Below are 24,514 nucleotides of genomic sequence, written 5' to 3' on the forward strand. Positions count from 1 at the left end.
TGAGGGCGCAATATACGTCGCTGTCGCGACGTGCTTGGGCCAGTCTGGAGACGCCAGTGGCGATCATGTTCGTCAGAGCGCAGGTGATCAGCAGGGGATCGGGACGCAGCATCGTCTCGGCTGCCGCCTATCGCCACCGCGCCCGGATGATGGACGAGCAGGCGGGAACGTCGTTCAGCTATCGCGGTGGGGCGGGCGAACTGATGTATGAGGAACTGGCGCTGCCGGATGAGATCCCGGATTGGCTGCGGTCGGCGATATCAGGTCAGTCCGTCAGCAAGGCCAGCGAAGTGTTTTGGAATGCCGTTGACGCCTTCGAGACGCGGGCAGATGCGCAGCTCGCCCGCGAACTGATCATCGCGCTGCCGGAGGAGCTGACGCGGGCCGAGAATATCACGCTGGTGCGCGAATTCGTCCGCGACAATCTCACCTCGAAAGGAATGATCGCCGACTGGGTCTATCACGACAAGGACGGCAACCCGCACATCCACCTGATGACGACGCTCCGGCCGCTGACGGAGGAGGGGTTCGGGGCAAAGAAGGTTCCAGTGCTTGGTGAGGGTGGCAAGCCGCTGCGTGTCGTCACGCCGGACCGCCCGAACGGCAAGATCGTCTACAAAGTCTGGGCGGGCGACAAGGAAACGATGAAGGCGTGGAAGATCGCCTGGGCGGAAACGGCCAACCGGCATCTGGCGCTGGCCGGACATGACATCCGCCTCGACGGTCGCTCCTATGCCGAACAGGGCCTCGACGGGATCGCGCAAAAACATCTCGGGCCGGAGAAGGCGGCGCTGGCGAGGAAGGGCAGGGAGCTCCACTTCGCGCCGGCCGATCTCGCCCGCCGCCAGGAGATGGCCGATCGGCTGCTTTCAGAGCCGGAGCTTTTGCTGAAGCAGCTCGGCAATGAACGCTCTACCTTCGACGAGAGGGATATCGCCAGGGCGCTGCACCGTTATGTCGACGATCCCACCGATTTTGCCAACATCCGCGCCAGGCTGATGGCGTCGGACCAATTGGTCATACTGAAGCCGCAGGAGATCGAGGCAGAGACAGGAAAGGTGTCGGAGCCCGCGGTGTTTACGACGCGGGAGATGCTGCGCATCGAATACGACATGGCGCAGTCGGCGCGGGTTTTGTCGGAGCGTCGCGGCTTCGGCGTTTCCGAGCGGAATGTGACGGTGGCGATCGAACGCGTGGAGAGCATCGAGAGCGGCGATCCCAAAACTCCGTTCCGGCTCGATGCAGAGCAGGTCGATGCTGTCCGTCATGTCACCGGTGATGGTGGCATTGCCGCTATTGTAGGCCTTGCCGGCGCCGGCAAATCGACGCTGCTTGCTGCCGCACGTCTTGCCTGGGAGAGCGAGGGACACCGGGTGATCGGTGCAGCCCTTGCCGGCAAGGCCGCAGAAGGGCTGCAAGACAGTTCCGGCATCAAGTCGCGGACACTTGCCTCCTGGGAACTGGCCTGGGCCAATGGCCGCGATACGCTCCATCGCGGTGATGTGCTGGTGATCGACGAGGCCGGCATGGTGGCCTCGCAGCAGATGGCCCGTGTGCTGAAGATTGCCGAGGAGGCTGAGGTAAAGGTCGTGCTGGTCGGCGATGCGATGCAGCTGCAGCCGATCCAGGCCGGTGCTGCCTTCCGGGCAATTACCGAACGCATCGGCTTTGCCGAGCTTGCCGGCGTGCGCCGCCAGCGTGAGGCCTGGGCACGTAATGCCTCGCGGCTGTTTGCCCGCGGCGAGGTCGAGAAAGGCCTCGACGCCTATGCCCGGCATGGCCATCTGGTCGAGGCGGGCACACGCGAGGAAACGATCGATCGCATCGTCTCCGACTGGGCTGCTGCGCGCAGAGAGGCAATAGAGCGATCAACGTCTGAGGGCAGGGATGGCCGTCTTCGCGGTGATGAACTGCTGGTGCTCGCCCACACCAACGACGATGTCCGCAAGCTCAACGAGGCGCTGCGTGAGGTGATGGCCGGCGATAATGCCCTCGGCGAAAGCCGCAGCTTCCGGACCGAGCGCGGGGCGCGAAAATTTGCCGCCGGCGACCGCATCATCTTCCTGGAGAACGCCCGCTTCCTCGAGCCGCGGGCCAAGCACTCCGGGCCGCAATATGTCAAGAACGGCATGCTCGGCACGGTCACCGCGACCGGCGACAAACGCGGCGATCCGCTGCTGTCGGTTCTGCTCGACAATGGCAATAAAGTCGTCTTCGGCGAGGACAGTTATGACAATGTCGATCACGGCTATGCCGCAACGATCCACAAATCTCAAGGGTCGACCGTCGATCGCACCTTCGTGCTCGCCACCGGCATGATGGACCGGCATCTGACCTATGTGTCGATGACCCGGCATCGCGACCGCGTCGATCTTTATGCGGCGAAAGAGGATTTTGAGCCGAGACCGGAATGGGGACGCAAACCGCGTGTCGATCATGCCGCCGGTGTCACCGGCGAGCTTGTCGAAACCGGCGAAGCCAAATTCCGGCCCGAGGACGAGGATGCCGACGACAGCCCCTATGCCGATGTCAGGACGGACGACGGAACCGCCCATCGGCTCTGGGGCGTCAGCCTGCCGAAAGCGCTCGACGATGCCGGCATCTCCGACGGCGACACCATCACGCTGCGCAAGGATGGTGTCGAGCGGGTCAAGGTCCAGATTGCCATTGTCGACGAGGAGACAGGTCAGAAGCGTTACGAGGAGAGGGAAGTCGACCGCAATGTCTGGACGGCCAGACAGATCGAAACCGCCGAAGCGCGTCAGGAGCGCATCGAACGGGAAAGTCATCGGCCGGATGTGTTCAGCCGTCTCGTCGAACGCTTGTCGCGCTCCGGTGCCAAGACGACGACGCTCGATTTTGAGAGCGAGGCGGGCTATCGCGCCCAGGCGCAAGACTTCGCCCGGCGCCGCGGGCTCGATCATCTCTCGCTTGCTGCCGCCGAGATGGAGGAAAGCCTTTCCCGGCGCTGGACGTGGATTACCGCAAAGCGAGAGCAGGTGGAAAAGCTCTGGGAGCGGGCAAGCGTGGCGCTCGGTTTTGCCATCGAGCGGGAACGGCGCTTCGCCTACAACGAGGCGCGAACTGAATCCCACACCATCGCGAGCGCAAGCGCTGGCGAACCACAGTATCTGATCCCGCCGAGCACGTCCTTCGTTAGGAGTGTCGAGGCGGATGCGCGGCTGGCGCAGCGTTCGTCACCGGCCTGGACGGAGCGGGAAACGATGCTGCGACCGCTGCTTACTAAGATCTACCGGGATCCGGATGCAGCACTTGTCGCCCTGAATGCGCTCGCCTCGGACACCGGCACCGAACCCCGCAGGCTCACTGCTGATCTTGCCGCAGCACCCGACCGGCTCGGCCGGCTGCGTGGCTCCGAGCTGATCGTCGACGGAGGCGCGGCGCTTTCCGAGCGCAAGGTCGCAAAGGCAGCCCTGGAGGAACTGCTTCCCCTGGCCCGGGCCCATGCGACCGGGTTCCGCCGGAATGCCGAACGGTTCGAAATGCGTGAGCAGACGCGGCGCTCCTACATGTCATTATCGATCCCGGCGCTTTCCGAGCGCGCGATGCCGCGCCTTATGGAGATCGAGGCGGTGCGCAACCGGGACGGGGACGACGCCTATAAGAGCGCCTTTGCGCTTGCCGCCGAGGACCGCTCGGTCGTGCAGGAGATCAAGGCGGTCAGCGAAGCGTTAACGGCACGCTTCGGCTGGAGCGCATTCACCGCGAAGGCGGATGCGGTTGCTGAACGCAATATGACCGAGCGTTTGCCGGAAGATCTGACGGCCGGCCGGCGCGAGGAGCTGGCCCGGCTGTTCGAAGCGGTCAAACGTTTTGCCGAGGCGCAGCATCTCGCCGAGCGGCAGGATCGCTCGAAGATCGTCATGGCTGCCAGTGTTGTTCGGGGCCAAGAGACAGAGAACGGACCGGGGAAGGAGAATGTCGCCGTGCCGCCGATGCTTGCTGCCGTCATCGCGTTCAAGACGTCGGTCGACGATGAGGCTCGATTGCGGGCGCTCTCCAACCCTTTCTATCGCCAGCAGCGTGGCGCATTGGCCAACGCCGCGACAATGATCTGGCGCGATCCGTCGGGCGCCGTCGGCAAGATCGAGGAGCTGCTCCGGAAAGGCTTTGCTGCTGATCGCATCGCCGCCGCGGTGACCAATGATCCGGCCGCCTATGGGGCTTTGCGCGGTTCTAATCGCCTGCTGGACCGGATGCTGGCGTCCGGCCGGGAGCGGAAAGAGGCGATGCGGGCCGTGCCGGAAACCGCGGCTCGCCTGCGCGCGCTCGGTGCGGCCCACCTCAATGCCCTCGATGCCGAACGCCAGGCTATCACGGACGAACGGCGGCGCATGGCGGTTGCCATTCCAGCTCTTTCGAAAGCTGCGGAAGAGGCTTTGGCGCACCTGACGGTCGAGGTGAGGAAGGACAGCAGGAAGCTGAGTGTTTCCGCCGCTTCCCTCGAGCAGGGCATTGCCCGGGAGTTTGCCGCTGTCAGCCGAGCGCTCGACGAGCGCTTCGGTCGCAATGCCCTCGTCCGGGGTGACAAGGATCTTGTCAACCGCGTGCCGCCGGCGCAGCGTCGAGCTTTCGAGGCGATGCAGGAGCGGCTGAAGGTCCTGCAGCAGACTGTCCGTCTGCAGAGCAGTGAGCAGATCATAGCGGAGCGGCGCCAAAGGGCTGCTAGCCGCGCTCGCGGCATCAACCTCTGAGACTCGAAGAAAAGCGGGGGGACGAAATGGTTGGTCGATTGGAAAAGCACTACGACCCGATTGTCCCGAGATCGATCTTCCTTTGGGTGGCGGAGCGGTCGAAGCTACTGTTCGTCCGTTCCGCAGCGGTCGTTGTAGAGGCGATTGCAGGTTTCACCAGATCGGGTGCCGTCTGCGTGAAGCCACTCTATAGCCCCCTCGGACACGGACGTGGCCAGAAACAAGCCTGCTTCCAGCAGCGCGCGGATGCCACAGAAAGTGACGAGGTCTCGCGCTGAGACCGTGAAGAACAGGCTTTCACTGGTCGGCCTTATGATCGCGCCTCCACCTTCGAAAGCTAGAAACCTGTCAGGTCCCACGGAGACGAGGGATTGGTAGAAGTCCTCGATTTGCGTGCAGATCTTGTCGGCAACGTGCTGCGTGCGCGTGATTGCGACACACGCTTCGGCGACGTGCACGCACTTTGGAACATCTTCCTCACCCGCGAATGATGGCGCTCGTGGCAGGACCAGATGCGCGTTGCACGGCGGGCTCAGCTCAACGAAGTGACGGACTTCGCCAATCGATTTCTTCATGCTGTTCCTGCCTATTTGGAGAAAAAAGGCTTTTAGAGGTGGCAAAGCGCTGAGGGCTGCTCAACGTGATGGAGCGCTTTCTGCTGACGCGAACGTTGTTCCAGTTGAGGCTCGTGAAGACGTGACGCAGTTGCGCTTACGCGACGGTGAAGATGAGGAATCGCTAAAGGGTCCAAGATCGCCCCGATAGCCGCCTTGCTTCGGATTCCGGGTAAAGGCGGTAGGGAAGGTCCGCATAGACATATTCTGCCGGAATCGCGGGTGGGGACAGCTTCGATAGGAACAGGTCGAGATTCTCCCGACTGTTGCTGGAGACAAGCGTGTAGAAATTGCCGCTGTTCCAGGTGACGAATGAGTGTCCAAAGAACCGGCGTAGTGTTTCGCTCATCTCCGAAAGGGTGACTTCGTTTCGATCCATTCGCGTTAGCACCGTCTCTTCCTTGGCGCGAATATCTGACGCGCTGAAGAAGCGAGCTTTGAAGCTATGGTCCTTCTGGCGTTCCCGCCGCCGATATTCCTCGGCGTCTTCATGCCTGAACTTCTCGACGAACATGAAGAGCCCGTTGGTCTTGAGATGCTGCGAGACGAAACGGATCTGATCGAAGCGATTTGGCGAATACATCTGGAAAGTCGTGTCCTCGAGGATGATATCGAAACCGCTGCCAAACTTTCGGAGCTCCACGTCTTCTTGGACCCTTTGCGATGTCAAATGATGAAATGGTCCGTGAAAAAACATGGCATGAGGAGGAACGCCATAGGCATAGAAGCTTCTAAGGTTTTCGACGTTGGGACTGCATGACAGTGTTTCTATCCTGCCCTTGCCAAGTTCGCCGATCACACGAGCCATCGTCCCCTCGGCTGTACCTAGCGTGTAGAGTTGCAGTTGACCCTTTCTGGCGCGCGCATATTTGAGGATCGCGCTGCCCATGCGGCACTCTTCTTCGAACCGGTAGGGTATGCTGCTCAAGTAGTGCTTGTCGAACGGACCTTGGCGCAGCGGATGAAGGGCTGAAAAGCGCCTGAACGTCATGTCCACTGGGAACAAGCGGCGATCGAGCTCGGGCGGACGGATAGGCATTCCGGCCTCACCGGATGCGGTGGTCGAAAAAAACTCAGAAAGCTCGTTAAGGCGAGGGGCACGGTCGCACTCCTCAATGAAGTCGGCAAATTCACGCATGCGAAAGCCTGCCTTTCTCTCGCACCATCGCGTTTTTGGGATTCAGGAGGGAAATCGCGCATCCCGAAAAGATTGTGCCGTCAGCGATGATGTCGGCAGAAGATGATCGCGAACGTCATCTTTTCGCATCCACGATTTTGATTGGTTTTCATGAAATTGACATGAAATTCGACCTGAGGTTAAAGCCTGGCTTGTTGACAACTTGGGGTGAGGTAGGGTCGCTACCACACCGGTTTTTCAGGGGAGCAGCTTTCGAGTGGGGATCATTCCATCAATTCACCCCGAGAGGATGAAGAAGTCACAAGGGGAGATCATCCTTCACCAGCAAGGCCTTTGGAGCCATGCCCGCGCAGATGTCGTTCGCCGGCGCAGTCTCGGGCGACAGGTTATCGACGTTGTCGCGGATGACCACCTGATCTTCCTCAACATAAGGGGTACGGCGGCATCCGGCGAAAATTTTGTGGACGGACGAAGAGTCGAGTTCAGTCCGCGTCCAGACGGCTCGCTTGTTTACATTCCGCCCGGTTGCCATTGGAGCGGTTGGGATGAAGGCGATGCGGAGGGTTGTTATCTTATGATAACCGTGACGCAGGATTTTTTTTCCAACCTCACGACCAAGCTCCCGCGCGTAGGCACCTTACGTCCGGAGCTTGGATTTAGAGATCTGCCAATCCAATGCTTGGCGCGGCAGATTGCCGGAGAACTTTCACACGACGATTCCGTAGGGAGTCTGATCGTTGAAGGGCACCTAGCGGCTATCTTCGGACTTCTGCAGCGCCGCTCCGGCACATCTGGCAGATTGTCTCGAGGAGGATTGTCTCCTACGGTTCTCAAGCGGGTGATAGGGCGAATTGAAGCTCACATCGATCGACCTCCGAGCGTGCGCGCTCTGGCTGAAGAGGCGGGATTGACCTACGAGCATTTTTCCCGCGCTTTCAAGCAGTCGCAAGGCTCGACGCCCTATGGCTTCTATAACCAGCGCCGGCTTGAACGCGTGACCGACCTTCTCCGCACGACTGCGATCAGTGTGACCGAGATCGCCATCGCCTGTGGCTACTCCAGCGGGAGCCACCTCTCGACCAGATTTCGCCGAGAGACGGGATTTTCCCCTGCCGAGTACCGGGCGCTCTGGAAAGAATAGCTGGTTCTGGACGAGAGATAATATCAAATTCATGAAAGCCGCCAGCTGTTCAGAAGAATAGCATGTCCCCATGAACCTGCCAGTAGGGAGTGTGGATGAAGTGGGCGCGACGGAAAGCAGCGGCATAGGGTATTATGCCTCTCGCGGCATCTATCTCTTCTGTGTTCTGGCGTCGGCCACCGGCCGCAATGTCTACTTTGTGCTGGCGGCATGGGTTGCGACAGATGTCAGCAAGAGCACGAGCGCTCTCGCCATCCTTTTGGCGCTCGGCAGTGCCGCTGAGTTGCTCACCAGCAATGTTGGTGGGGTTCTAGTTGATCGATTTGATCGTCGCTTCGTCTGTATCGCTTGCGATTTATCCAGGTTGATCCTCATATTTTCAACGGGCATTGGTCTCTCGTTCGGTGACCCACTTAGTGTTCTTTGCCTGTCGTGGACCATCTTCGCGTTCATCGACAGAACCTATTCGACTGCGCTGCAGGCCATCATTCCAGACATCGTGCGTCCTAAGAACCTCACTTCATTCAACTCGGCGTCTTATATTGCGATGCAGGCGGGCAATTTCCTCGCCGCCATCGTCACCGGGTACAGCTTAACCGCCGCCGGGATGAATCTGACGTCGATCCTGCCTGGCGCCTTTTTCGGCCTCTCACTGTTGGGACTGCTGGCACTGCTCGGCCGACAGCCGCTTTCTCGTTCTCGACGTTTGCAGGCAAACAGCATCCGTGGGCTGGATCTCTTGCCGACGACTTTCGTCGTTCACCCCCTGAAGGCCATCGCCGTCATGTATGCGTTAACCTATGCGATGGGCATGCTTGTGAGTGTATTGGGCGCCGCATATGTCACCCGTGAACTCAAGGGGTCGGCGCTACAGTTCGGTTATTTCGAGGCAGGTTGGGCGCTCGGTTCGATTGCGGGCTGTTCAATCCTTCTTCTCAAAAGGGCACGTTTGCGACGACAAAGCATCCTCTTCCAGTCGGCGCTCGCTGGCATTGTTCTGTTGGGCTTTCCTGTTTTCCAGAGCTTTTTGTCCGCTCTCGTTCAAATGGTGTTGCTTGGCTTCTGCTACAATATCACGCGAATTCTAATCGATGTACGGGTTCAATCGACTGTTTCGATCGACATGTTGGGTCGGGCGCGAAGCCAGATCCACACGGTCTGTGTTTCGATCGGGCTTCTTGCTTATGGCATCATCGGGACCATCGGAGACGCAATTCCACCTTCGGGGATTTTCGGCGTCTTCGGGGCGTTGATGGTGGCCGTCGCGCTCTTCATTCATTTCAATATGGATCGGGGAGAGCCGGTGGAAAGCCGGTTCGTCTGAGGATGGAGACGTCGCCCAATAGCGAGCTGGTATCAAAAGAAGAGGTGTTGGCTCTCATTTGTGAACTATTCCCTTGGTTGCGTCAGTTTCAGCAGGCATCGCTGAACGAATATGCAAAGGCGGCTTTCTCGGTTGGATCGGATCAATCGGGGTGCGTCGCGCGAAGCCAGGCAATGTCTCTATTGAGGTCACGCGTGGGGGCCGTCGCGCAACGTCAAGGTTATTCAGCAGGAGCCGTGTCGAGCTTTCAAACCGAAATTGAAGTCGCTCCGGTGCTGCAGAGCGGCCCCCATCTCCACCTGTTGATCGAGCCGGACGCATTTTACACCCATTTGTTCTCCCTAATGGGACTTCGAGCGCATGGCAGGACATCCTATATCTCCTACGCTTGCTCGACGGTGAAGTTCGTGGAACGCGGTCGCAAGGGGCCGGCCTGGCTCCACGTCGATGGTGATGCAGTCAATGTCTTCGGGCTGTCGCGCAGCAAGATGATCCCTTACAGCATTCTTGGCAGAAACGGCTGCTACAGATTCCATCTTCAAAACGTGGACAGGCCCGCTCGTGACTCGGAGGCAATTTCGTGCTTGCGAGACCTTTTGCCTCGTGGCGAATTTCAGTCGGCGGCAGAGGCGATCAAAGCGGCAAATCTTTGCCTCTGGAAGCGGTATTTTGACAGCCAGGTCGACTTTCTTCAGCTTGATGATAGCGACGTTGCCGATCTGGTCGCGGACCACCTTTCCGATGGCCGGTCCTGGCTGCGAGCCTCGCTGATCGAGGACCGAGCATTCGCGATGCGCCTCATCCATTGCATCGATCAACTCGCTGACACGCCTTGGCGAGGCTGGTTGAAAAACTCGACGCATTTTTTCTGGGGCTGCATTGAAGGGCGGCTTTTTCCACTTTGGCTGGATGGCAGGGTCCTCCGGTCGAAGGCGACAGATGATGTCTGTGTTGAATTCTCGCCGCCAAGTCTTGTGGAGGCCCTGAGAACTGGCCGGATCGTTCCGAACCTTCTGCTGATGTTCATCGTAACGTCGATCCTGCCTGGCGTGCGTGTCCTGGGTGGAAGTCGGCATACGATCTATTATCCGTTGATGCGCTGGGCATTCTGCGAGGCGTTGAGGAACAACCATCGTGACACACAGCTTCTCAACGCACTGTCAAAGGACGAACGGCCGGGGGTTTGGGGCCATCGCATCATCTCCTCGCCGTGCGAGCCATTTTCGCTGTTGAATGCTTTTAGCCGTGGGGGAATTGAAACGCTTCTCGGGCTGTTCGGCAAGATGAGCATTATCGACGCTTGCGGGCCCCTTTCCAGCTTCACCCAGGACCCCCTATGGGCGGAGCTTGCGGTAGCCTATTCCTCCGGGAGAGTGGGCAGACAATCCTGGCAATGGGCGTTCCGCTGATCGCACCTCCTTTGGTTTTCTGACCACTTTACCGCCCGAAGCGTGACCTCTCGCTTTGAGACAAGTGCCCGCGCGTAAAGCGAAGCTATTGAATTTTGTAAAGAATTCGGTTGCGCGGCGGGCGGATTTCAACTAAGTTTGGCAGCGAGGCAGTACGCGCTGCCTTGGGGCTTCGTAACCCCTGTTAGCGGTTGGTGCCGGCCGATTCGGCACCACACTCCTTGACCTTCGGTCGAGGAGCCTGTGGCGTATGTCCAGGTTCCTCGGAACTAAAGGCCACAGGGCCGTCTAGCACGGTTACGAACTCCCCGATCAGTGGGTTGAGCGAGTTTTCAGCGGGGGCGCACCGCGTGAAACTCTCCATCGGGGTGACCACCATGAAGCGCTATGTAGCAGCCCAGGTTCGGACTTCGAGACCTGCGCAAGCCAAACAGTCGGATGTTGCACGCGAGTCGGTACATCCAGTCGATCGGCATGTCGGACAGCAAATCCGTATCCGCCGAATGCAGTCGAATGTCTCCCTAGGGGATCTCGGCGCCGGCATCGGGGTGAGTTTGCAGCAGGTACAAAAATATGAAAGCGGTAAGAACCGCGTCAGCGCTTCGATGCTCTACGAGCTTGCCAATTGCCTCAAGATCCCGGTTTCGAGGTTTTTCGAAGGTCTTCCAGATCCCGAAACCACTCAGGGCCAGCAAATCATAACAGAGATCGATGAGAAGATTGCCTACATTTCCACGGCGGAGGGACGGCGTCTGATAGACGACGTTTTGCTCCTTTCTCCGCGTGTGCGCAGCCGGGTCGTTGCCCTCGTCAGCTCGATTGTCGATGAAGAGATGGAAGAACACAAGGACGTTTCCCCATAAAAAGACCAACAAGAGCGCGGCCGCAAAAATTGGTCAGCGGTTCGTAGAGTTATCGCCGCATACTGCAGGTTCTAAAAAGCGATCTGGCCAACGTTCTTCTCTCGGTCAAGCACAGTGCCAAAACCGGCACTGCGGTCGGCAAGATCGTCAAGGATGTCTGCCGCCATTCTGCCATCGGCGAGCACAGGGAAGGGGAGGCGATCGCGTGCAGGATTCGATAATGCCTCGGTTCCACCGATCACAATCGGACGCAAGCGTACATTTTCCAGCTGTCCGCTAGATCCAAAATTGCAGGTCGCGATGACGCTCCTCCACACTTCCGGCGGGCTCCATTCCTGTTCGTCCTTTTCCGTATGGAAGAGGAAGTTGCCAAGGCCGTAGAAAATTGGCGTATTCCGATATATCTCAACCCCTTGAAGGACCGGAGCGCCATGGCTGACAAAGAGGCCTGCGCCCGCGTTAACGCAATCGTGCGCAAATTCGCGGACCCAGACGGGGACTTGCTGCCAGTTCGGCTCCCAATGGTGATGATGCAAATACACGATGACGAGCGTGTCGCGGCCCGCTTCTTCCGCGATCGCCGAAAGGTGAGCCCTGGCGCTGTGCCGGTCCATGACGATGCGGCGAGCGGTCTCATCTGATCTGCGAAACACGGTTCCATAGAAATCAATTTCGTCTTGGCCATGAAGATCAGGCGGATCCTCTGGCTGGGCATAATTCGCGCGCTCCAAGGGCGAACTTAGAAGACGCTCCTGAATGGAGCGAAGCAAGTTGAATGTTCCCGCTTCCAGGTCGAATACCCTGGAGACTTTCAGACTATTGATGCCGGGCCTTGCTATCCTGCCCTCAGTTGCGTCCTCGGCGTACATGAAAGACGGGCCTGGCCCGGCATCCATGGCAATCAGCGCGACATTTCGGGATCCGAACGTCATTTTCTGTGCCGTGGAAGCATGATGCTTGTTGTGGCCGATGCCGGCATGCAGGAAATTGTGTGCCGCAACCTCCTCCAGCGTCGAGAGGATCCCCGGCGGTCCAAGATCGAAAGCATGGTTGTTCGCCAGAGCCAGGCTATTGAAACCGAGCTCCTTCAACGCCGCCAAGACATCCGGCGCTGCAGCGCCGAAATAGCTGCCTTTGAGCGGCCATCCACCATGACGACCATAGATAGTCGTCTCGAGATTGGTGAAGGCAACATCGCTTGCTTTGAGGATCTCGGCGATCTCAGCGAGCCGTGGATCGCCGATCGTTCGAAGATCATGACGGATGAGCGACTGGCCGGTGACAGCAATGGAAAAGGGTGCGGACATATGGTCTACCTTCGATCTTTGGGACTGCCGACTGCTCACGCGCTATGGCTTCGGGGGAAATGCGTGTCGGAAAGCCAGTGTCTAGTTCGATGTCTGCGGCGAAACATCGATCTTGAACCATTGCTCGCTCAGCCGCTTCAGGGTTCCGTCGCTCGTGGCGGCCTCGATGGCGCTATCGAATGCCGCAACCAGTTCGCCGTCATCTTGCCGGAGCCCGACGCCGACACCCGGGCCCCACAGGCCACCGGAGAGCCGCGGGCCGTAGAGCGTCGCAATCCCGCCATCCGTGCTGTCGAGGAAGGCTTTCCAGGTGAAATAGTCGGCAAGACCGCCATCGATGCGCTCAGCCACGAGATCGAGATGCATGTTGTCCTGGGAATCGTAGCTCCTGATCGTCGCGACCTTTCCGAACAGTTCATTGAGCACCGCTTCCGAATTCGATGATCGCAATACGCCCAAAGTTCTGCCGTTGAGAGCGGCTCGAAGCTCCTCGATCTTTGCCTGCTTTTCAGGGTCGATAGTTGTGAGGTCGAGCTCGGCCAACGTATCCGTGGGCGGAAGATTGAGATCTTTGCGTATGACAACTTGGTTGAAACCTCCGGCGTAGGGCTTGGAAAAAGCGATAGATTTCTTCCGCTTCTCAGTTATCGCCATCCCCGACATGATGGCATCGAACTTTCCAACGGTGAGCGCCGGTATGATTCCGTCCCAGTCCTGAGGCACGAAAGTGCACTCGAACTTCATCCTCCGGCAAAGATCGCGGCCGACGTCGATGTCAAAGCCGGCGAGCTCCCCTTGGGGGGTGATGGCATTCCAGGGCGGCGAAGCACCTTCAGAGGCGATTGTCAGTGTCTTCCTGTCCATTGCTCCCGCGTTGTTGGCGCAGACGACAAGAGACAGGGCAAGCAGAAGTGTTCGTTTCACGACGATGTTCCTTTCATTGCTGAGTTTGATTGTTGGCGTCCGGGATGTGGGCTGGCGTCAAGTTTCAGCCGAGGCGAGAGGCGGCTTTCCGTTCGCTCTTCGAGGTACAGGTTGCGCCGGCGGTGGACGGTTTGCCGTCGGCGTCCAACGCGTCTCCAGCATCTGGAAACCTTGCGTGATCAAGAGGGTAAGCAGCAGATAGAAAGCCCCCGCGGCAATGAAGACCTCGTATGGGGCGAATGTCTCCGACACCAGCTGTCGGGCGAGCCCGGTCACCTCAAGCAGCGTGATGGTGCTTGCAAGGGAGCTTGCCTTCAGCATTCCAACCACCTCATTTGCATAGGCGGGAAGAGCGATCCTGAGGGTCAAAGGGAACACGATAAGACGGGCAGTGTGGAAACGGGAAAGGCCCAAGGCTTTGGCCGCTTCAATCTGCCCACGCGGGACCGCCTGGATCCCGCCGCGCACAACTTCTGTCGTATGGGCGGCGCTGTTCAGGGTGAAAGCAATGAAGGCGCACCAGAACGGCTCTCGCATCACGGCCCATAGAAAGCTTTGGCGGACGAGGGGAAGCTGGCCAATCCCGTAGTAAATCAGGAAAAGCTGAACCAGAAGTGGCGTGCCGCGGAACGCATAGGTATATGCCAGCACGGGCGCGGAAGCCCACGGATTTGATGATGCCCGTAGGAAGGCGAGCGGGACCGAGACGGCGAAGCCTGCGGCAAGCGATGCGAATGTCAGAACCAGAGTGAGAAGAAGGCCGCGGGGAAGGGTGAGAAACGCTTCAAGCGCGATGGTCATGCTCATTGCCTCAACCTTTCATCGCCGGGAGCGAATAGCGGCGCTCCAATAACCGGAACGAAAGAAGGGACAGGCTTGTGAGGGCGAGGTAGATTGCAGACGCTGCGAGATAGAAGGGGAGTGGAGCGCGCAGTGAGCCTGCGCCTATATAGGCGACGCGCATGACATCCGTCAGCCCGACGACGGAAATCAGCGATGTATCCTTTATCAAGGAGATGCAAAGGTTACAGAATGCCGGCAGAGCGATCGGGATCATCTGGGGAATGATGATCAGAAACCAAATCTGCGCGTTCGAAAGCCCGAGCGCCGCTGCAGCCTCTCGTTGGCCTGGTGCAACCGCGTTGATCGCACCACGGAATATTTCCGCGGCGTACCCGCTGAACACGACGGTCAGTGCCGCGACACCGGCCGCAAATGCATTAATCTCGATGTAGCCACCGGCAATCGCGCTCAAAAGGGCGGTTCCGCCGAAATACGTCAGGAGGATGATCAGAAGTTCCGGAACACCCCGGATGATGCCCGTGTAGGCCCGCATGCACGATGAAACCGACTTACGGGTCGAGTTGCGGAGAACGGCAATAAGCAAACCTAATAGGGTCCCGAAAGCGCAGCTCAAGGCAAACACTAAAAGTGTGTTCTTCAATCCAGATAAAAATTGATCTACAAATGCGTACAATGCAAGTCTCCAATATTCTTGCGAGCGCACCGAAATAGGAAAGGTATTCTCCCGACATATACAAAGGTCTTGCCGAGATTTAACCGAGGGTAGATTGGATTTATTAGCTTAACCGGCGCTCTAAGTTTGGCGTATGTCAAAAATATACTTTGACTTGCCGCCGTCAATTTATAAGATTCAGGAAGTTTTGATAAGCGCAGCTTATGAGGCGCGTCGCTCGACCACGATTGAGATTCCCGGCCATGGACGTCACCGACTCCGGAGTGAAGATCCGCCACCTTCAAATATTGCGGGAGGTTATGCGCGCCGGCTCGGAAAGGCTCGCAGCGCAGATGTTGCGAATAACCCAGCCGGCGGTCAGCCAAAACATCAAGCAGCTAGAGGAGACTGTCGGCTTCGCGCTCTTCCGCCGGGAAAACAACAGACTGGTGCCAACCGTCAAGGCATGGGAATTTCTACGCACAATCGACGCGGCGTTTGCCGGACTTGATCGGATCGGACCGTCAATCGACTTCCTGCGGAACAACGATACGCGAATGATCGGCATCGCGGCGCCAAGCGCTTTCTCCTTCGCGACCTTGCCGAAAGTGGTCAAAAGGATTCGGGAGAGAAGCCGCTCTTACGCCGTTCAGGTGAAATCAGGAACTTATGAGCAGATTGCAGATCATGTGTTAAACGGCCGCTCGGATCTTGGCATCTCCCGATTGCCTCTTGATGAGCGCATTCTTGATTGGGTGCCCGTCGGCTCGGCCACCAACGTATGTCTTTTTCCGGCCAACCATCGATTTGCGGCACAGCAGCTTGTCACTGCCGAAGATCTTGCTAGTGAGGCGATCATCGATATCGACCCGCAAATTGCCTCTCACCAAATGAGCGTCAATGCCCTTCGATATATGGGAACCGCTCCTGACATCGCCGTGGAATATGACGCCAATGGCCATGACATTGGCTATGTCATGGCAGGGATCGGCGTTTCGATTACGAACGAGATCATTGCGAGCGAATATGCTGAATTCGACGTTGCATTCCGCGAATTTCAGCCAGGGGCAACATATCACTACGTCGTCGTTTGGCAAAAAGATCGAAAGCTGAGTGATAGCCTAAGATTTGCATTGGAAGAGATAGTCGCGGCTTTGACAGATCGGGCTGCTTGACGATCGCATCGAGGTATGACCCTCGCACCGTAAAACAGATGTTGCGAGTTCATGCTGAACCGCGAGTTGTGCGCGTAAGCTTAGAGCGGGATGATTTTAGGTAGGCCCGTGAGAAGGATTCCCTATGACGCAAATCAGATTCATCCTTCTGGCCGGTCAGGAGGCTGAGCTGGATGGCGAGACCTGTTTCGAATAACCGCGAGAAGCTGTAGAAGCGGTGATACAGGAGGGGTGTGGTGCCGGGCGGCGTCCAAGCGCTTCCGCATTGGCATCAGCATCGCGATCGATTGGGTGCGGCGCGTGACGCGACGGACAGCGCAGCCCGGCAGGATGAGTAGCCACAAGCCGCGAACGGCGGTGGCTTACCTAAGCCACCGAGCAGATAGTTGCGCCATATCGTAGAAGAACATCGCGACAATCGGAACTGCGTCGGTTGGCAGAAGCGGACCGGTTGTTTGTGCGATCATTGGTGCCATGTTCTCTTTAAGTGATTCTGCAGTTATCTTAAAATGGCGGATGACACTTCAATTGGACGCAATATCGACTAGAGCAAACCCTGTTCAATCCGGCTCATATCCAGCAGCCCTGAAGTAGTTTGCGCATTCTGTCGGCGTGAAGCGGAGCATCAATGCGCCTAGGACGTCCCATAGAGCATCGATCTTTCGTTCCGCGCCCTCCGTGGTTGACTGCGGCCCCTAAACCGGGACCGCGTGCCGGTGGCGACGGAAGCTATGAGATCACATGCTCAATGCGCTCGAGGTGGTGCTGAGGCACGATCTGAAGGGGTTCCTCGGCCGCTGCGATTTCCTCGACCGTAAGTCCGGTGGCGATGGCCAGGTCCTCAAGGCTGTAGCCCTTCGCAATCCTGGCTTCGCGGCGACGAGCGGCTGCGGAGGTGTTGTCGGCGGTAGCAAATTGATCCATTCCAAACTCCAAATCACGTTGATGTAGCGGCTGAGGGGGATCTGTCCCCGATGGGTTGGCTCCTTCGTGGTGCCGACTCGGTCAGAGGTTAGCCGCAACCTGCCGAGCCGCTTGGTTTCTCTTCGCAGACGACGCTCTTGCGTGGCTTCCGCCGCGATCTTGTTCTGCGTTCGGATGCCGAGCGCTCCTGCATTAGCGCTGTTGTTCTAGTCCTGCTTTCTATGACAATCAATCCATGGGTTTGCTCATAGGCACACGACGAGCCGTACCAACTGCCTGGGAAGAATTGTCCGCTACTGATTAACTGCGGTCGCAGATATGCCTTGCGCGATCTCATCGTCGAAGTGAACCATCTCGCCCGAGGCCATGTGCAGCGCGTCCGCGACATCGCCGAAGCGCGCCTCACCATAACGGAGGCCGGAACTTATTGAATCGGCGCCCGTTCGTAAGGACCGACATTAGGAGGATCTCACCATGGCAACCACATCCAAAGCCCGCAGCCAGGATCGTGCTCGCGTCGCAGGTGGTCAGGATCACGAGGTGAAGTACGAAGCACGGAAGGAAGGCATTTCCAAGGAAGCGGTGAAGAAGACCGTGAAGAACGTAGGCAACAGTCGCAAGAAGGTCGAAGCCGAACTCGACCGGCACTAATCCGGGTTGGAGAGTTCAACCGTGAGGGTCCGCAGCCATAAAGTCAGCGGCGGAAACAGCCGCTGAAAGTCTGGCTCCGACGGATCATAACGCAGCGGCGGAAGGCGCCTGACTGCAGGAGTTGACGACCCCGCAGGAAGCGTTTCGGAGCAAGGCTATCGAAGCTGCGGGATACAGCGCCGTCGAGCAAAGCCAAAAGTATTGGGACGCCGGAGCGTTTCTTGCAAGGGGCGGAGCCGCATCGCATGAGGAAGGGGCTGGCGAGCGAACCCAACGAGCTCCAAAGTCGCGATACGCGACGGCGTCGGCTGACTTTACCTGCAGAACAGAATTCAGAGGCCCACAGACCGTGGGGCACCGCGTGCGGACGCCGGTCCCGACCGGTCCGTTCAATCGACTTCTAGAAGCTGCCATCCCGTTTTTGGGACCGGCCAGCATCGTCGATCTTCTCGTGCTCACTGCGCTGAATAGGAAGCGCGGTCGGTATTAAGCCATTCTCCCGTAACGCCAAAGGCGAGCGGCGGAGCGCCGATCAATCGCCCGAGTCGGGTCTCCAGTGTTTGAAACGATGCTCAGGGAAGCGGTCGACGTGAACCTCGCTTAAATCCTGCGGAGTATTCCATTGCCGACATGCCAGTCGATCAGATCCCGAAACAGGCTTAGCGAGTGCCACGTGCATCGTCGTCCCGATGTGGACTGTAGACTAGCTTCCTGCATAGGGCGATGCGATCCTGAGTTGCGTTCATGTGTCCTCTCCTTCGCGACGGAGAGACCCTAAGCTATGCCGACTAGGCGGCTGCTATGGTGCCGGAAACGTTGGCAAAGTCGGTTAATCGGCATAGTTTGCTGGTCAGTATAAACGTGCTTTTGCCGCGCGCGGCAAAATGCAGTTTGAAGCAGCGTCGCGATCGTCGTCCAAGTCCTGCCGCCGCCTTCCGAGCCGGGTTCATAATGCCGGATTTCTGACGTTTGAAGCAAGGGTCACCTATCCCTTCCATCCACTGGTTGACCAAACCGTCTTGGTAACCGGCAGCCATGAGCACGAAGGCGTTCACTATCTGCTCATTCTGGCACACGGTGGTTCATTTCAAATTCCGGCATGGATGTTTGATCCTGCGGCAAGTTCGATCGAGATCGTAGCTGCGCCGCGCCTTTCGGCAACCAAACTCGTTGAACTGCGCGCCAAGCTTTGTTGCCTGACTATTCCGTTGCGGTCGCTGCGGTCGCCGATTGCACATTCAATACTCCGGGAAAGGCGGCAATACGCAGCGATATGTTTGTCGCGGCACGTTCGGCGCCATGGCGGTCGGCAACTGTATCGGGTTCGGCGGCATGCGGGTCGATCGGGCCGTGGCGCAGGAGGTGCTCGAGCGATTGCAACCTCTGGGAATCGAGGCGGCCTTGCGGGCAATGGAGGCGCACACGCAGCGTCATAGCGACAATCAACAGCAACTCGAGAACTTAATCAAGCAAGCACAATACGAGGCTGCCAGGGCGCGCCGCCAGTATGATGCTGTCGATCCGGGCAATCGGTTGGTCGCCGGCGAACTGGAGCGGCGCTGGAATGAGAAGCTGATCCTATTGCGTGATCTCGAGGTCCAGTTCGAGATGCTCTCGACCGACCGTAACACGCCTGCTTTATCGGCCGACGACCGTACAAGATTGATGATGCTCGGTAGCGATCTATAGTAAGGCATGGCACAGGTCCCGACGCGTCTATCGAGACACGCCAAAAGATCATTCGGCTGCTGATCAAAGAAATCATTGTCGATACCGTTGACGACACATTGGCGCTCGTCATTCATTGGCAGGGTGGCGATCACACCCGGATGACGGTGAAGAAAAACAAGATCGGCCAGACCCGCTGGGCAGTTAAGGCTGATGTTGTCGATCTCGTTCGCAACTTGGCGAGGCAGTTGCCCGATTTGTCGATCGCAGCGATCTTGAATCGATCCGGCAAGCGGACAGGGCATGGCGCCAGCTGGACGCGAAGCCACGTCTGCAGTCTTCGCAACATCCACGGCATCTCCGTCTATCGAGAAGGTGAACGGGCCGAACGCGGTGAGAGAACCCTCGACGAGGCCGCCGACATTCTAAAGGTGAGTCGAGCTACCGCCTACCGGATGGTCAGCAGCGGTGTCCTTCCCGCTCGCCAGTTATGCACCGGAGCGCCGTGGATCATCCAGCTTTCCGACCTTCAACACGAAACCGTGCGCCGCGAAGCCGATGCCAGGCGATCCCGGCGTCCGATATCTCAGGATTGCCCGCTCAACATGTGGAGTCCACTTCGACGCGGCCGTCTTTCAGGAAGCGCTCGAAGATATCGCGGCGCGATATGGAATAGCGGAGAGCTCCGCGAGTTTTGATTTTCCGGGTAACGCCCCTTAGCCACGAACAGGCACATGATCCTTGGCGCGATTTGAAGTCCACGTGAATTCCCTTGTCCCCAGCGCAACCGTCGACATTTCTCGCAAATGTCGGGCATCCGCCACTTTTGTCAGGTTTGTCGTGATTGGAACGTTTTGTTCGCCGGTCTCTCCGTCAAATACACATCAACCTGCCCTCAACCCGCCCATTGATAAAAGAAAATGATCTTCTTGGCGCGTCGGAGCAGTTGGCATGGTGTTTGCTGATCCCTGGTTACAAGCGGCAGAAAGCAGTCTGCATTATGCCGGTTCATGAAACGAACGGAACGGAGGCCACCTGACCGTTCGTCATCGGATCCGCGTTCTACCAAGCGGCCATGCATCCGCCGGCGGAAGGGTCAATCCCGATGTCACAGCTTGCAACCAACTCAAAGAGAAGGAAAATGCAATGACCAAGATTTCCGAAAGATCCTTTGAAACGATCGAAAACCCGGGGTCATCGTCGCTCAAGGTGCCAGATCAGTTCGGCGCATCTGTTGAAAAGGGGAACAAGAAGGTGACAGAGGCTTTTTTGAAATTTGCGTCCGGCGCTGAAGCGACACAGAAAATGCTGCCTCCGATCCTCGAAACGACAAGTCTATTCGGCAACGAATTGTGGTGGAAGACGATCGCTGCACTGCAGGCCGACGCCGAGGCCAGCTTCTCACATTTGCAAGCTTTGCTGGGCGCGAATTCGCCGTCGCAGATCCTCGAACAGCAGTCGACCTTTTTCCGCAAGCGGGTTGAGACAAGTTTGCAGCACACCAAGGAAGTCCGGGTGCTCTCAAGCAGGGCGGTGGAGGAAATCTCAAAGCCGGTCAAGGATGCTTTTGACAAGGTGCTGACGGACCTCAAGGCGACGTAAAAGCGGACTCGCACTTAAATCGCCTGGACTGATCGGGGGCGGCCTACCTTATTCATGGACGGAAAAGATGGTGACGGGGACCATCAGGTCGGGAGAGAGCTGGAAAGTGTGTCCTGCGATCTCGATAGCTCCAGCTAACAAGCTCCTGAAAACGGATCGCGGGCGGCCGGCGTGACATATTGGACGGTTTGAACTGGCGAAGAACCCACCATCTTGGTATCTAACCGCGTAGGCGGCAGGGGGCAGGGGGCAGGGAAGTGGTAATGGATTCACGCAGGGACATAGCCGAGCGGGTCATCGCGCGTTGGAAGGCGCGAGGAATCCGGATCGATGAAGACCCGGGTTTCATGGAACTGGTCGCTCTTTGGACGGCAGGGTCGATTGCGTCCGGTGAAATGCGCCGCCGGTATTCGGCGCTCCAGCGCGAGCGGTCGCTGTCCAGGTCAATGCCACTTGATGTGTATCCCTGCGACGAAGGGGCGGAGGTCGATCATCGATCGATTGCGATTCCAGACGACGAACCAGATGAACGGGGAGGTCTCGGACTGCCGGCGCAAGGGTGACTCTTACAAAGGGCTCATCACGCACCATTTCCTGGCGAGCGCGAACTTCACGAAACAGCGGGTCGACAAGCGCTGCGTCGCGTTGTGCATATTCTCGGGAAGAGTCCGAAAAATCCTTGCCACGAGCCTCAATGGCTGGCGGCTCAGCAAGGTAGAAGGTGAGGAGCGGCCGGCGGTACTGAGTCGACATCTTTATCAACTGTGGGCGTGTCGGCTCAGGGCATCTTCAAGCATGGCAAGGCGGTCGCTGCCCGCTATACAGGGTGCATCGCTAATGCCGAGCTTGTCGGCACATCTTCAACGCTGAGTCCCTCAGTCTCGTGCGCCCAGCGTCCGGTTATTGTCTTCCATGGGAGTCCGGCTTGCGCAAATTGCCCCCGATGAAGGTTGGTCCGCCCGGGTCTTCCGCATGGAAAACGCGCGTTGCCTCAAAAACGCCGGTGCGCCATGCATAGGTCGTATCGTCGATCATCTGCGGCAAGACCTCCTGGTTTGTCGGACGACCGTACCATTTGGTGTCAATCGGCGTCCAAAGTTCACCCCTTATCGGCGTCCAATTTTGACCCCCCATATGCTGTAGATCAGCGCTTGGCCTGCCCGGCGCTGGCCGGGGTTGCAGAGGGTAGGCAAGTGCGCGTGATGATCGTCTTCGGCTTTAGATCCCATGAGGAGTGAACAGCGGCCGCCGCTCTGGCAGAGTGAGGTTGCATCAAAACACTCGCTCAGGAGGAGCAGTTTATGGAACCTGCATCCATTCATCCGACCGCTGTCCGCATTGATCTTGGCGCAATTTTTGTATCATTGGAACTGAGCCGATCGACCTGGTTGATCACTTCGCTGTCGCCTGGCAGTGGCGAGAAGATGTCGAAGCACGTAGTGGCCGGTGGCAATGTAGCCGAGCTGCTGGATCGATTTGAGCAGCTACAACAGAAGGCGCGGTTGAGAACAGGGAAGTTATTTCCCATCGTGACGATCCAGGAGGCAGGATTGGACGGCTTCTGGATACACCGCGTGCTGGAGACTCACGGCATCGAAAGTTACGTCGTCGACGCAGCTTCGATCGCGACTTCCCGTCGACGTCGGCGTGCCAAGACCGACAAGATCGATGGAGAGGCTCTGACGCGCACATTGCTTGCATTCAAGCGCGGCGAGCCTCGCGTATGTGCGATGGTCAGAGCGCCAGATCCGAAGGACGAAGATCGACGTCGGATTTGCCGGGAACGCAAAGTTTTGATTGCTGAGCGGGTCAGGCATGTCAATCGCGTGAAGGGGCTACTCTTCGCTCAAGGCGTCAGCGGCTATCAACCGCTCCGTAAGGATCGCCGTCAGCGGCTGGAGGAACTCCAGACCGGAGATGGGCGCGAGTTACCGAAACACCTGAAGGCTCAAATCAATCGCGAACTCGACCGTCTCGAGTTGCTGCTAGAACAGATCGCTGCAGTGGAGAGCGAGCGTAATTCTCTCCTATCGATGGACGAGCAGCCAGCGGTTGAGGCAACCTCGCCCGCAGCGATGCTGCTGTCCTTGAAGGGTGTTGGCGCTGAATTTGCCGCCGTTCTTTGGACCGAAGCCCTGTCCCGGCATTTTGATAATCGGCGGCAGATTGCCGCCTATGCAGGTTTGACACCAACCCCATGGATGAGCGGGACCATCGACCACGAACAGGGTGTCTCAAAGGCAGGAAACCCTCGGCTGCGCACCACGATGATCCAACTGTCTTGGTTGTGGCTACGCAATCAGCCAGCATCAGCGCTTAGCCGTTGGTTTGTGGATCGGGTTCAGTCGAATGGTGGACGCTTAAAAAAAGCCGCGATAGTGGCCCTGGCGCGCAAACTCCTTATCGCACTGTGGAAGTTTGTCACCGCGGGTGTTGTCATCGAGGGGGCTGTCATGAAGACCGCCTGACGACCCCAAAAGATTGCCGAATACACAAATCTTCCAGGACTGATCACTCCTGGCGGATCCAGGTGAGCGAACCGCCTCAAAGTCGGGCTTTAAATGCCGCGCTTTAGATTGGTCCCGTTCTCCTGAGCCTTGCCGCTACGCAAGCGGGATAATGGTGCTGCCGGACAAAACGGCGACCGTATGTGAGTTTGAACCGGTGACGGAAACGTGCCGCGTCAAGCAAAGTGGCTCAGACCATGGGTTCGAAACGAAATTGAAGGGAACAAGCTATGAAACTATGATTGATCTTGACGGCAAAATCCTCATGTGAGCTTTCTCAATAGCAATTGTTCAGTCGCCGGCTGATACTCGCTTTTATCTGAATTGAGCGGGTAGGGATCAAAGCTGCACGATGCTTCCGGAAATCAAGCTGCAGGGTGACGTCGATGTCGCCGCGCTGTCACCTCTTCTTCGCGGCATGCTTCTGTCCGTTGCCTATGCTGACGGTGAGGGTGGCATAGGATTGACCGCGACCGGTGCTATGAACCGCAAATTCGTACATTGGGCCGCTGTGAACTTCCTGTGGCCCGACTTCACAGCCGAAGACCTCTACAGCATGAACAAAGTGCTGAACGAAAGCGACATGCCGCCGCTCTGGGTCGTGCGGGACATGACCCGCCATCTGAAGCTGCTTCGCCGGAAAAAGGATGTGCTGCTGCCAACCAGACGCGGCCGGGAGTTTCTGGTGAACCCGCAAGCCTTCTTCGATCTCGTGGCCACAGACTATCTCTACTCGTATGTCCATGCCACCGAGCGGGAAGCTGAGGTGCAAGCGCGCCTACGCTGGTGGCGCATGTTCCTCAATCTTCTCAATATCAAGGCGAGAGAAGGCTGTACGCCTTTGGACGTCGTGAAGATCCTCTATCCAGACACGGCACCTCTGTCCGCCACCGAAATGACCCTGGAAGCCTGGGAGCTCAAATCCGATCTCCAATATGGCGTCCTGCGGCGCCTGTGCTGGCTGGGCCTGCTTTATGAGGCACGAGAAGGGCTCACGCTTCTTCAAGACGGAGCCTTCCACAAGACGCCGCTTTGGTCCGCCTGCCTGCAATTGGAGTCAGATACGCAAAGCGATATCGGCGTGCATTGACGCCCT

The 24,514-nt window shown here is 58.0% G+C and carries 21 protein-coding genes and 3 pseudogenes; 14 read left to right on the plus strand and 10 right to left on the minus strand.

The features are described 5' to 3' along the window. Positions 1-56: 56 nt before the first annotated feature. Positions 57-4,715 (plus strand): Ti-type conjugative transfer relaxase TraA, encoded by a 4,659-nt coding sequence (traA, locus tag RHE_RS30255; RefSeq protein WP_011053391.1) that lies wholly within the window; start codon positions 57-59, stop codon positions 4,713-4,715. 104 nt (positions 4,716-4,819) lie between these two features. Here traA and rctB read toward each other — a convergent pair whose 3' ends face one another. Continuing rightward, positions 4,820-5,290, minus strand: a complete 471-nt coding sequence (rctB, locus tag RHE_RS30260; RefSeq protein ID WP_004676103.1) for an SMa0974 family conjugal transfer regulator — start codon at positions 5,288-5,290, stop codon at positions 4,820-4,822. A gap of 163 nt (positions 5,291-5,453) precedes the next feature. Then, positions 5,454-6,467, minus strand: coding sequence for a class I SAM-dependent methyltransferase (locus RHE_RS30265; protein WP_011053392.1), 1,014 nt, complete (start codon positions 6,465-6,467; stop codon positions 5,454-5,456). A 289-nt stretch (positions 6,468-6,756) separates the two neighbouring features. Here RHE_RS30265 and RHE_RS30270 point away from each other — a divergent pair, with 289 nt between their 5' ends. From RHE_RS30270 to RHE_RS30285, 4 genes are all read left to right on the plus strand, one after another. Next, on the plus strand, positions 6,757-7,608 hold the full coding sequence (locus RHE_RS30270) for a helix-turn-helix domain-containing protein (RefSeq protein ID WP_157214064.1): 852 nt from the start codon (positions 6,757-6,759) through the stop codon (positions 7,606-7,608). Between the two features lie 70 nt (positions 7,609-7,678). Further along, positions 7,679-8,932 (plus strand): MFS transporter, encoded by a 1,254-nt coding sequence (locus RHE_RS30275; protein ID WP_042120102.1) that lies wholly within the window; start codon positions 7,679-7,681, stop codon positions 8,930-8,932. 2 nt (positions 8,933-8,934) lie between these two features. Beyond that, entirely contained in the window at positions 8,935-10,341 is a 1,407-nt protein-coding gene (locus tag RHE_RS30280; protein ID WP_011053395.1) for a hypothetical protein, read from the plus strand. A gap of 377 nt (positions 10,342-10,718) precedes the next feature. Beyond that, positions 10,719-11,204: a helix-turn-helix domain-containing protein gene (locus RHE_RS30285; protein WP_011053396.1), complete on the plus strand. Its 486-nt coding sequence runs from the start codon at positions 10,719-10,721 to the stop codon at positions 11,202-11,204. Positions 11,205-11,275: 71 nt separating this feature from the next. On the opposite strand, the gene RHE_RS30290 is transcribed toward RHE_RS30285, so the two are convergent. The 4 genes from RHE_RS30290 to RHE_RS30305 form a co-directional block, all read right to left on the minus strand. After that, complete coding sequence (locus tag RHE_RS30290; protein ID WP_004668595.1) at positions 11,276-12,511, minus strand: CapA family protein; 1,236 nt, start codon at positions 12,509-12,511, stop codon at positions 11,276-11,278. An 81-nt stretch (positions 12,512-12,592) separates the two neighbouring features. Continuing rightward, on the minus strand, positions 12,593-13,435 hold the full coding sequence (locus RHE_RS30295) for a transporter substrate-binding domain-containing protein (protein WP_011053397.1): 843 nt from the start codon (positions 13,433-13,435) through the stop codon (positions 12,593-12,595). A gap of 57 nt (positions 13,436-13,492) precedes the next feature. Next, positions 13,493-14,242 (minus strand): ABC transporter permease, encoded by a 750-nt coding sequence (locus tag RHE_RS30300; RefSeq protein WP_011053398.1) that lies wholly within the window; start codon positions 14,240-14,242, stop codon positions 13,493-13,495. Positions 14,243-14,246: 4 nt separating this feature from the next. Continuing rightward, entirely contained in the window at positions 14,247-14,912 is a 666-nt protein-coding gene (locus RHE_RS30305; protein ID WP_016737469.1) for an ABC transporter permease subunit, read from the minus strand. 242 nt (positions 14,913-15,154) lie between these two features. Here RHE_RS30305 and RHE_RS30310 point away from each other — a divergent pair, with 242 nt between their 5' ends. Next, the gene (locus RHE_RS30310) at positions 15,155-16,066 is read left to right on the plus strand and encodes a LysR family transcriptional regulator (RefSeq protein ID WP_042120104.1); all 912 of its coding nucleotides are present in this window, start codon (positions 15,155-15,157) and stop codon (positions 16,064-16,066) included. Positions 16,067-16,239: 173 nt separating this feature from the next. Next, a pseudogene (locus tag RHE_RS34740) lies at positions 16,240-16,417 on the plus strand (IS630 family transposase); the annotation flags it as partial. Between the two features lie 209 nt (positions 16,418-16,626). On the opposite strand, the pseudogene RHE_RS33985 reads toward RHE_RS34740, so the two are convergent. Both RHE_RS33985 and RHE_RS32605 read right to left on the minus strand, forming a co-directional pair. Continuing rightward, positions 16,627-16,737 (minus strand): annotated as a pseudogene (locus RHE_RS33985) (IS630 family transposase); the annotation flags it as partial. A gap of 58 nt (positions 16,738-16,795) precedes the next feature. Beyond that, complete coding sequence (locus RHE_RS32605) at positions 16,796-16,990, minus strand: hypothetical protein (RefSeq protein WP_010068053.1); 195 nt, start codon at positions 16,988-16,990, stop codon at positions 16,796-16,798. Between the two features lie 474 nt (positions 16,991-17,464). Between RHE_RS32605 and RHE_RS32610 the strand changes: the two genes are divergently transcribed. Continuing rightward, positions 17,465-17,641, plus strand: a complete 177-nt coding sequence (locus RHE_RS32610; protein WP_004668584.1) for a DUF3606 domain-containing protein — start codon at positions 17,465-17,467, stop codon at positions 17,639-17,641. A 788-nt stretch (positions 17,642-18,429) separates the two neighbouring features. On the opposite strand, the gene RHE_RS33095 is transcribed toward RHE_RS32610, so the two are convergent. Further along, on the minus strand, positions 18,430-18,696 hold the full coding sequence (locus RHE_RS33095) for a hypothetical protein (protein WP_244425849.1): 267 nt from the start codon (positions 18,694-18,696) through the stop codon (positions 18,430-18,432). Here RHE_RS33095 and RHE_RS34745 point away from each other — a divergent pair. From RHE_RS34745 to RHE_RS30335, 4 genes and pseudogenes are all read left to right on the plus strand, one after another. Then, positions 18,661-18,735, plus strand: a pseudogene (locus tag RHE_RS34745) (DUF5372 family protein); the annotation flags it as partial. The gene RHE_RS33095 and the pseudogene RHE_RS34745 overlap by 36 nt on opposite strands. Before the next feature lie 136 nt (positions 18,736-18,871). Beyond that, positions 18,872-19,330 (plus strand): hypothetical protein, encoded by a 459-nt coding sequence (locus RHE_RS33105; RefSeq protein ID WP_011053402.1) that lies wholly within the window; start codon positions 18,872-18,874, stop codon positions 19,328-19,330. Positions 19,331-20,455: 1,125 nt separating this feature from the next. After that, a complete protein-coding gene (locus RHE_RS30330) occupies positions 20,456-20,911 on the plus strand; it encodes a phasin (protein WP_011053404.1) in 456 nt (151 codons plus the stop codon). A 263-nt stretch (positions 20,912-21,174) separates the two neighbouring features. Next, positions 21,175-21,474, plus strand: a complete 300-nt coding sequence (locus RHE_RS30335; protein WP_004680434.1) for a hypothetical protein — start codon at positions 21,175-21,177, stop codon at positions 21,472-21,474. 337 nt (positions 21,475-21,811) lie between these two features. Here the strand turns inward: RHE_RS30335 and RHE_RS34145 are convergent, their stop codons facing one another. Continuing rightward, on the minus strand, positions 21,812-21,946 hold the full coding sequence (locus tag RHE_RS34145; protein WP_004680433.1) for a hypothetical protein: 135 nt from the start codon (positions 21,944-21,946) through the stop codon (positions 21,812-21,814). 266 nt (positions 21,947-22,212) lie between these two features. On the opposite strand from RHE_RS34145, the gene RHE_RS30340 reads away from it, so the two are divergent. Together RHE_RS30340 and RHE_RS30345 are read left to right on the plus strand one after the other, a co-directional pair. Next, positions 22,213-23,379, plus strand: a complete 1,167-nt coding sequence (locus RHE_RS30340; protein WP_011053406.1) for an IS110-like element ISRel9 family transposase — start codon at positions 22,213-22,215, stop codon at positions 23,377-23,379. A 391-nt stretch (positions 23,380-23,770) separates the two neighbouring features. Next, positions 23,771-24,508 carry a hypothetical protein gene (locus tag RHE_RS30345; protein ID WP_011053407.1) on the plus strand — a complete coding sequence of 246 codons (738 nt, stop codon included), beginning with the start codon at positions 23,771-23,773 and terminating at the stop codon, positions 24,506-24,508. The last annotated feature ends 6 nt before the right edge of the window (positions 24,509-24,514 follow it).

Source organism: Rhizobium etli CFN 42 (assembly GCF_000092045.1).
Taxonomy (GTDB): Bacteria; Pseudomonadota; Alphaproteobacteria; order Rhizobiales; family Rhizobiaceae; genus Rhizobium; species Rhizobium etli.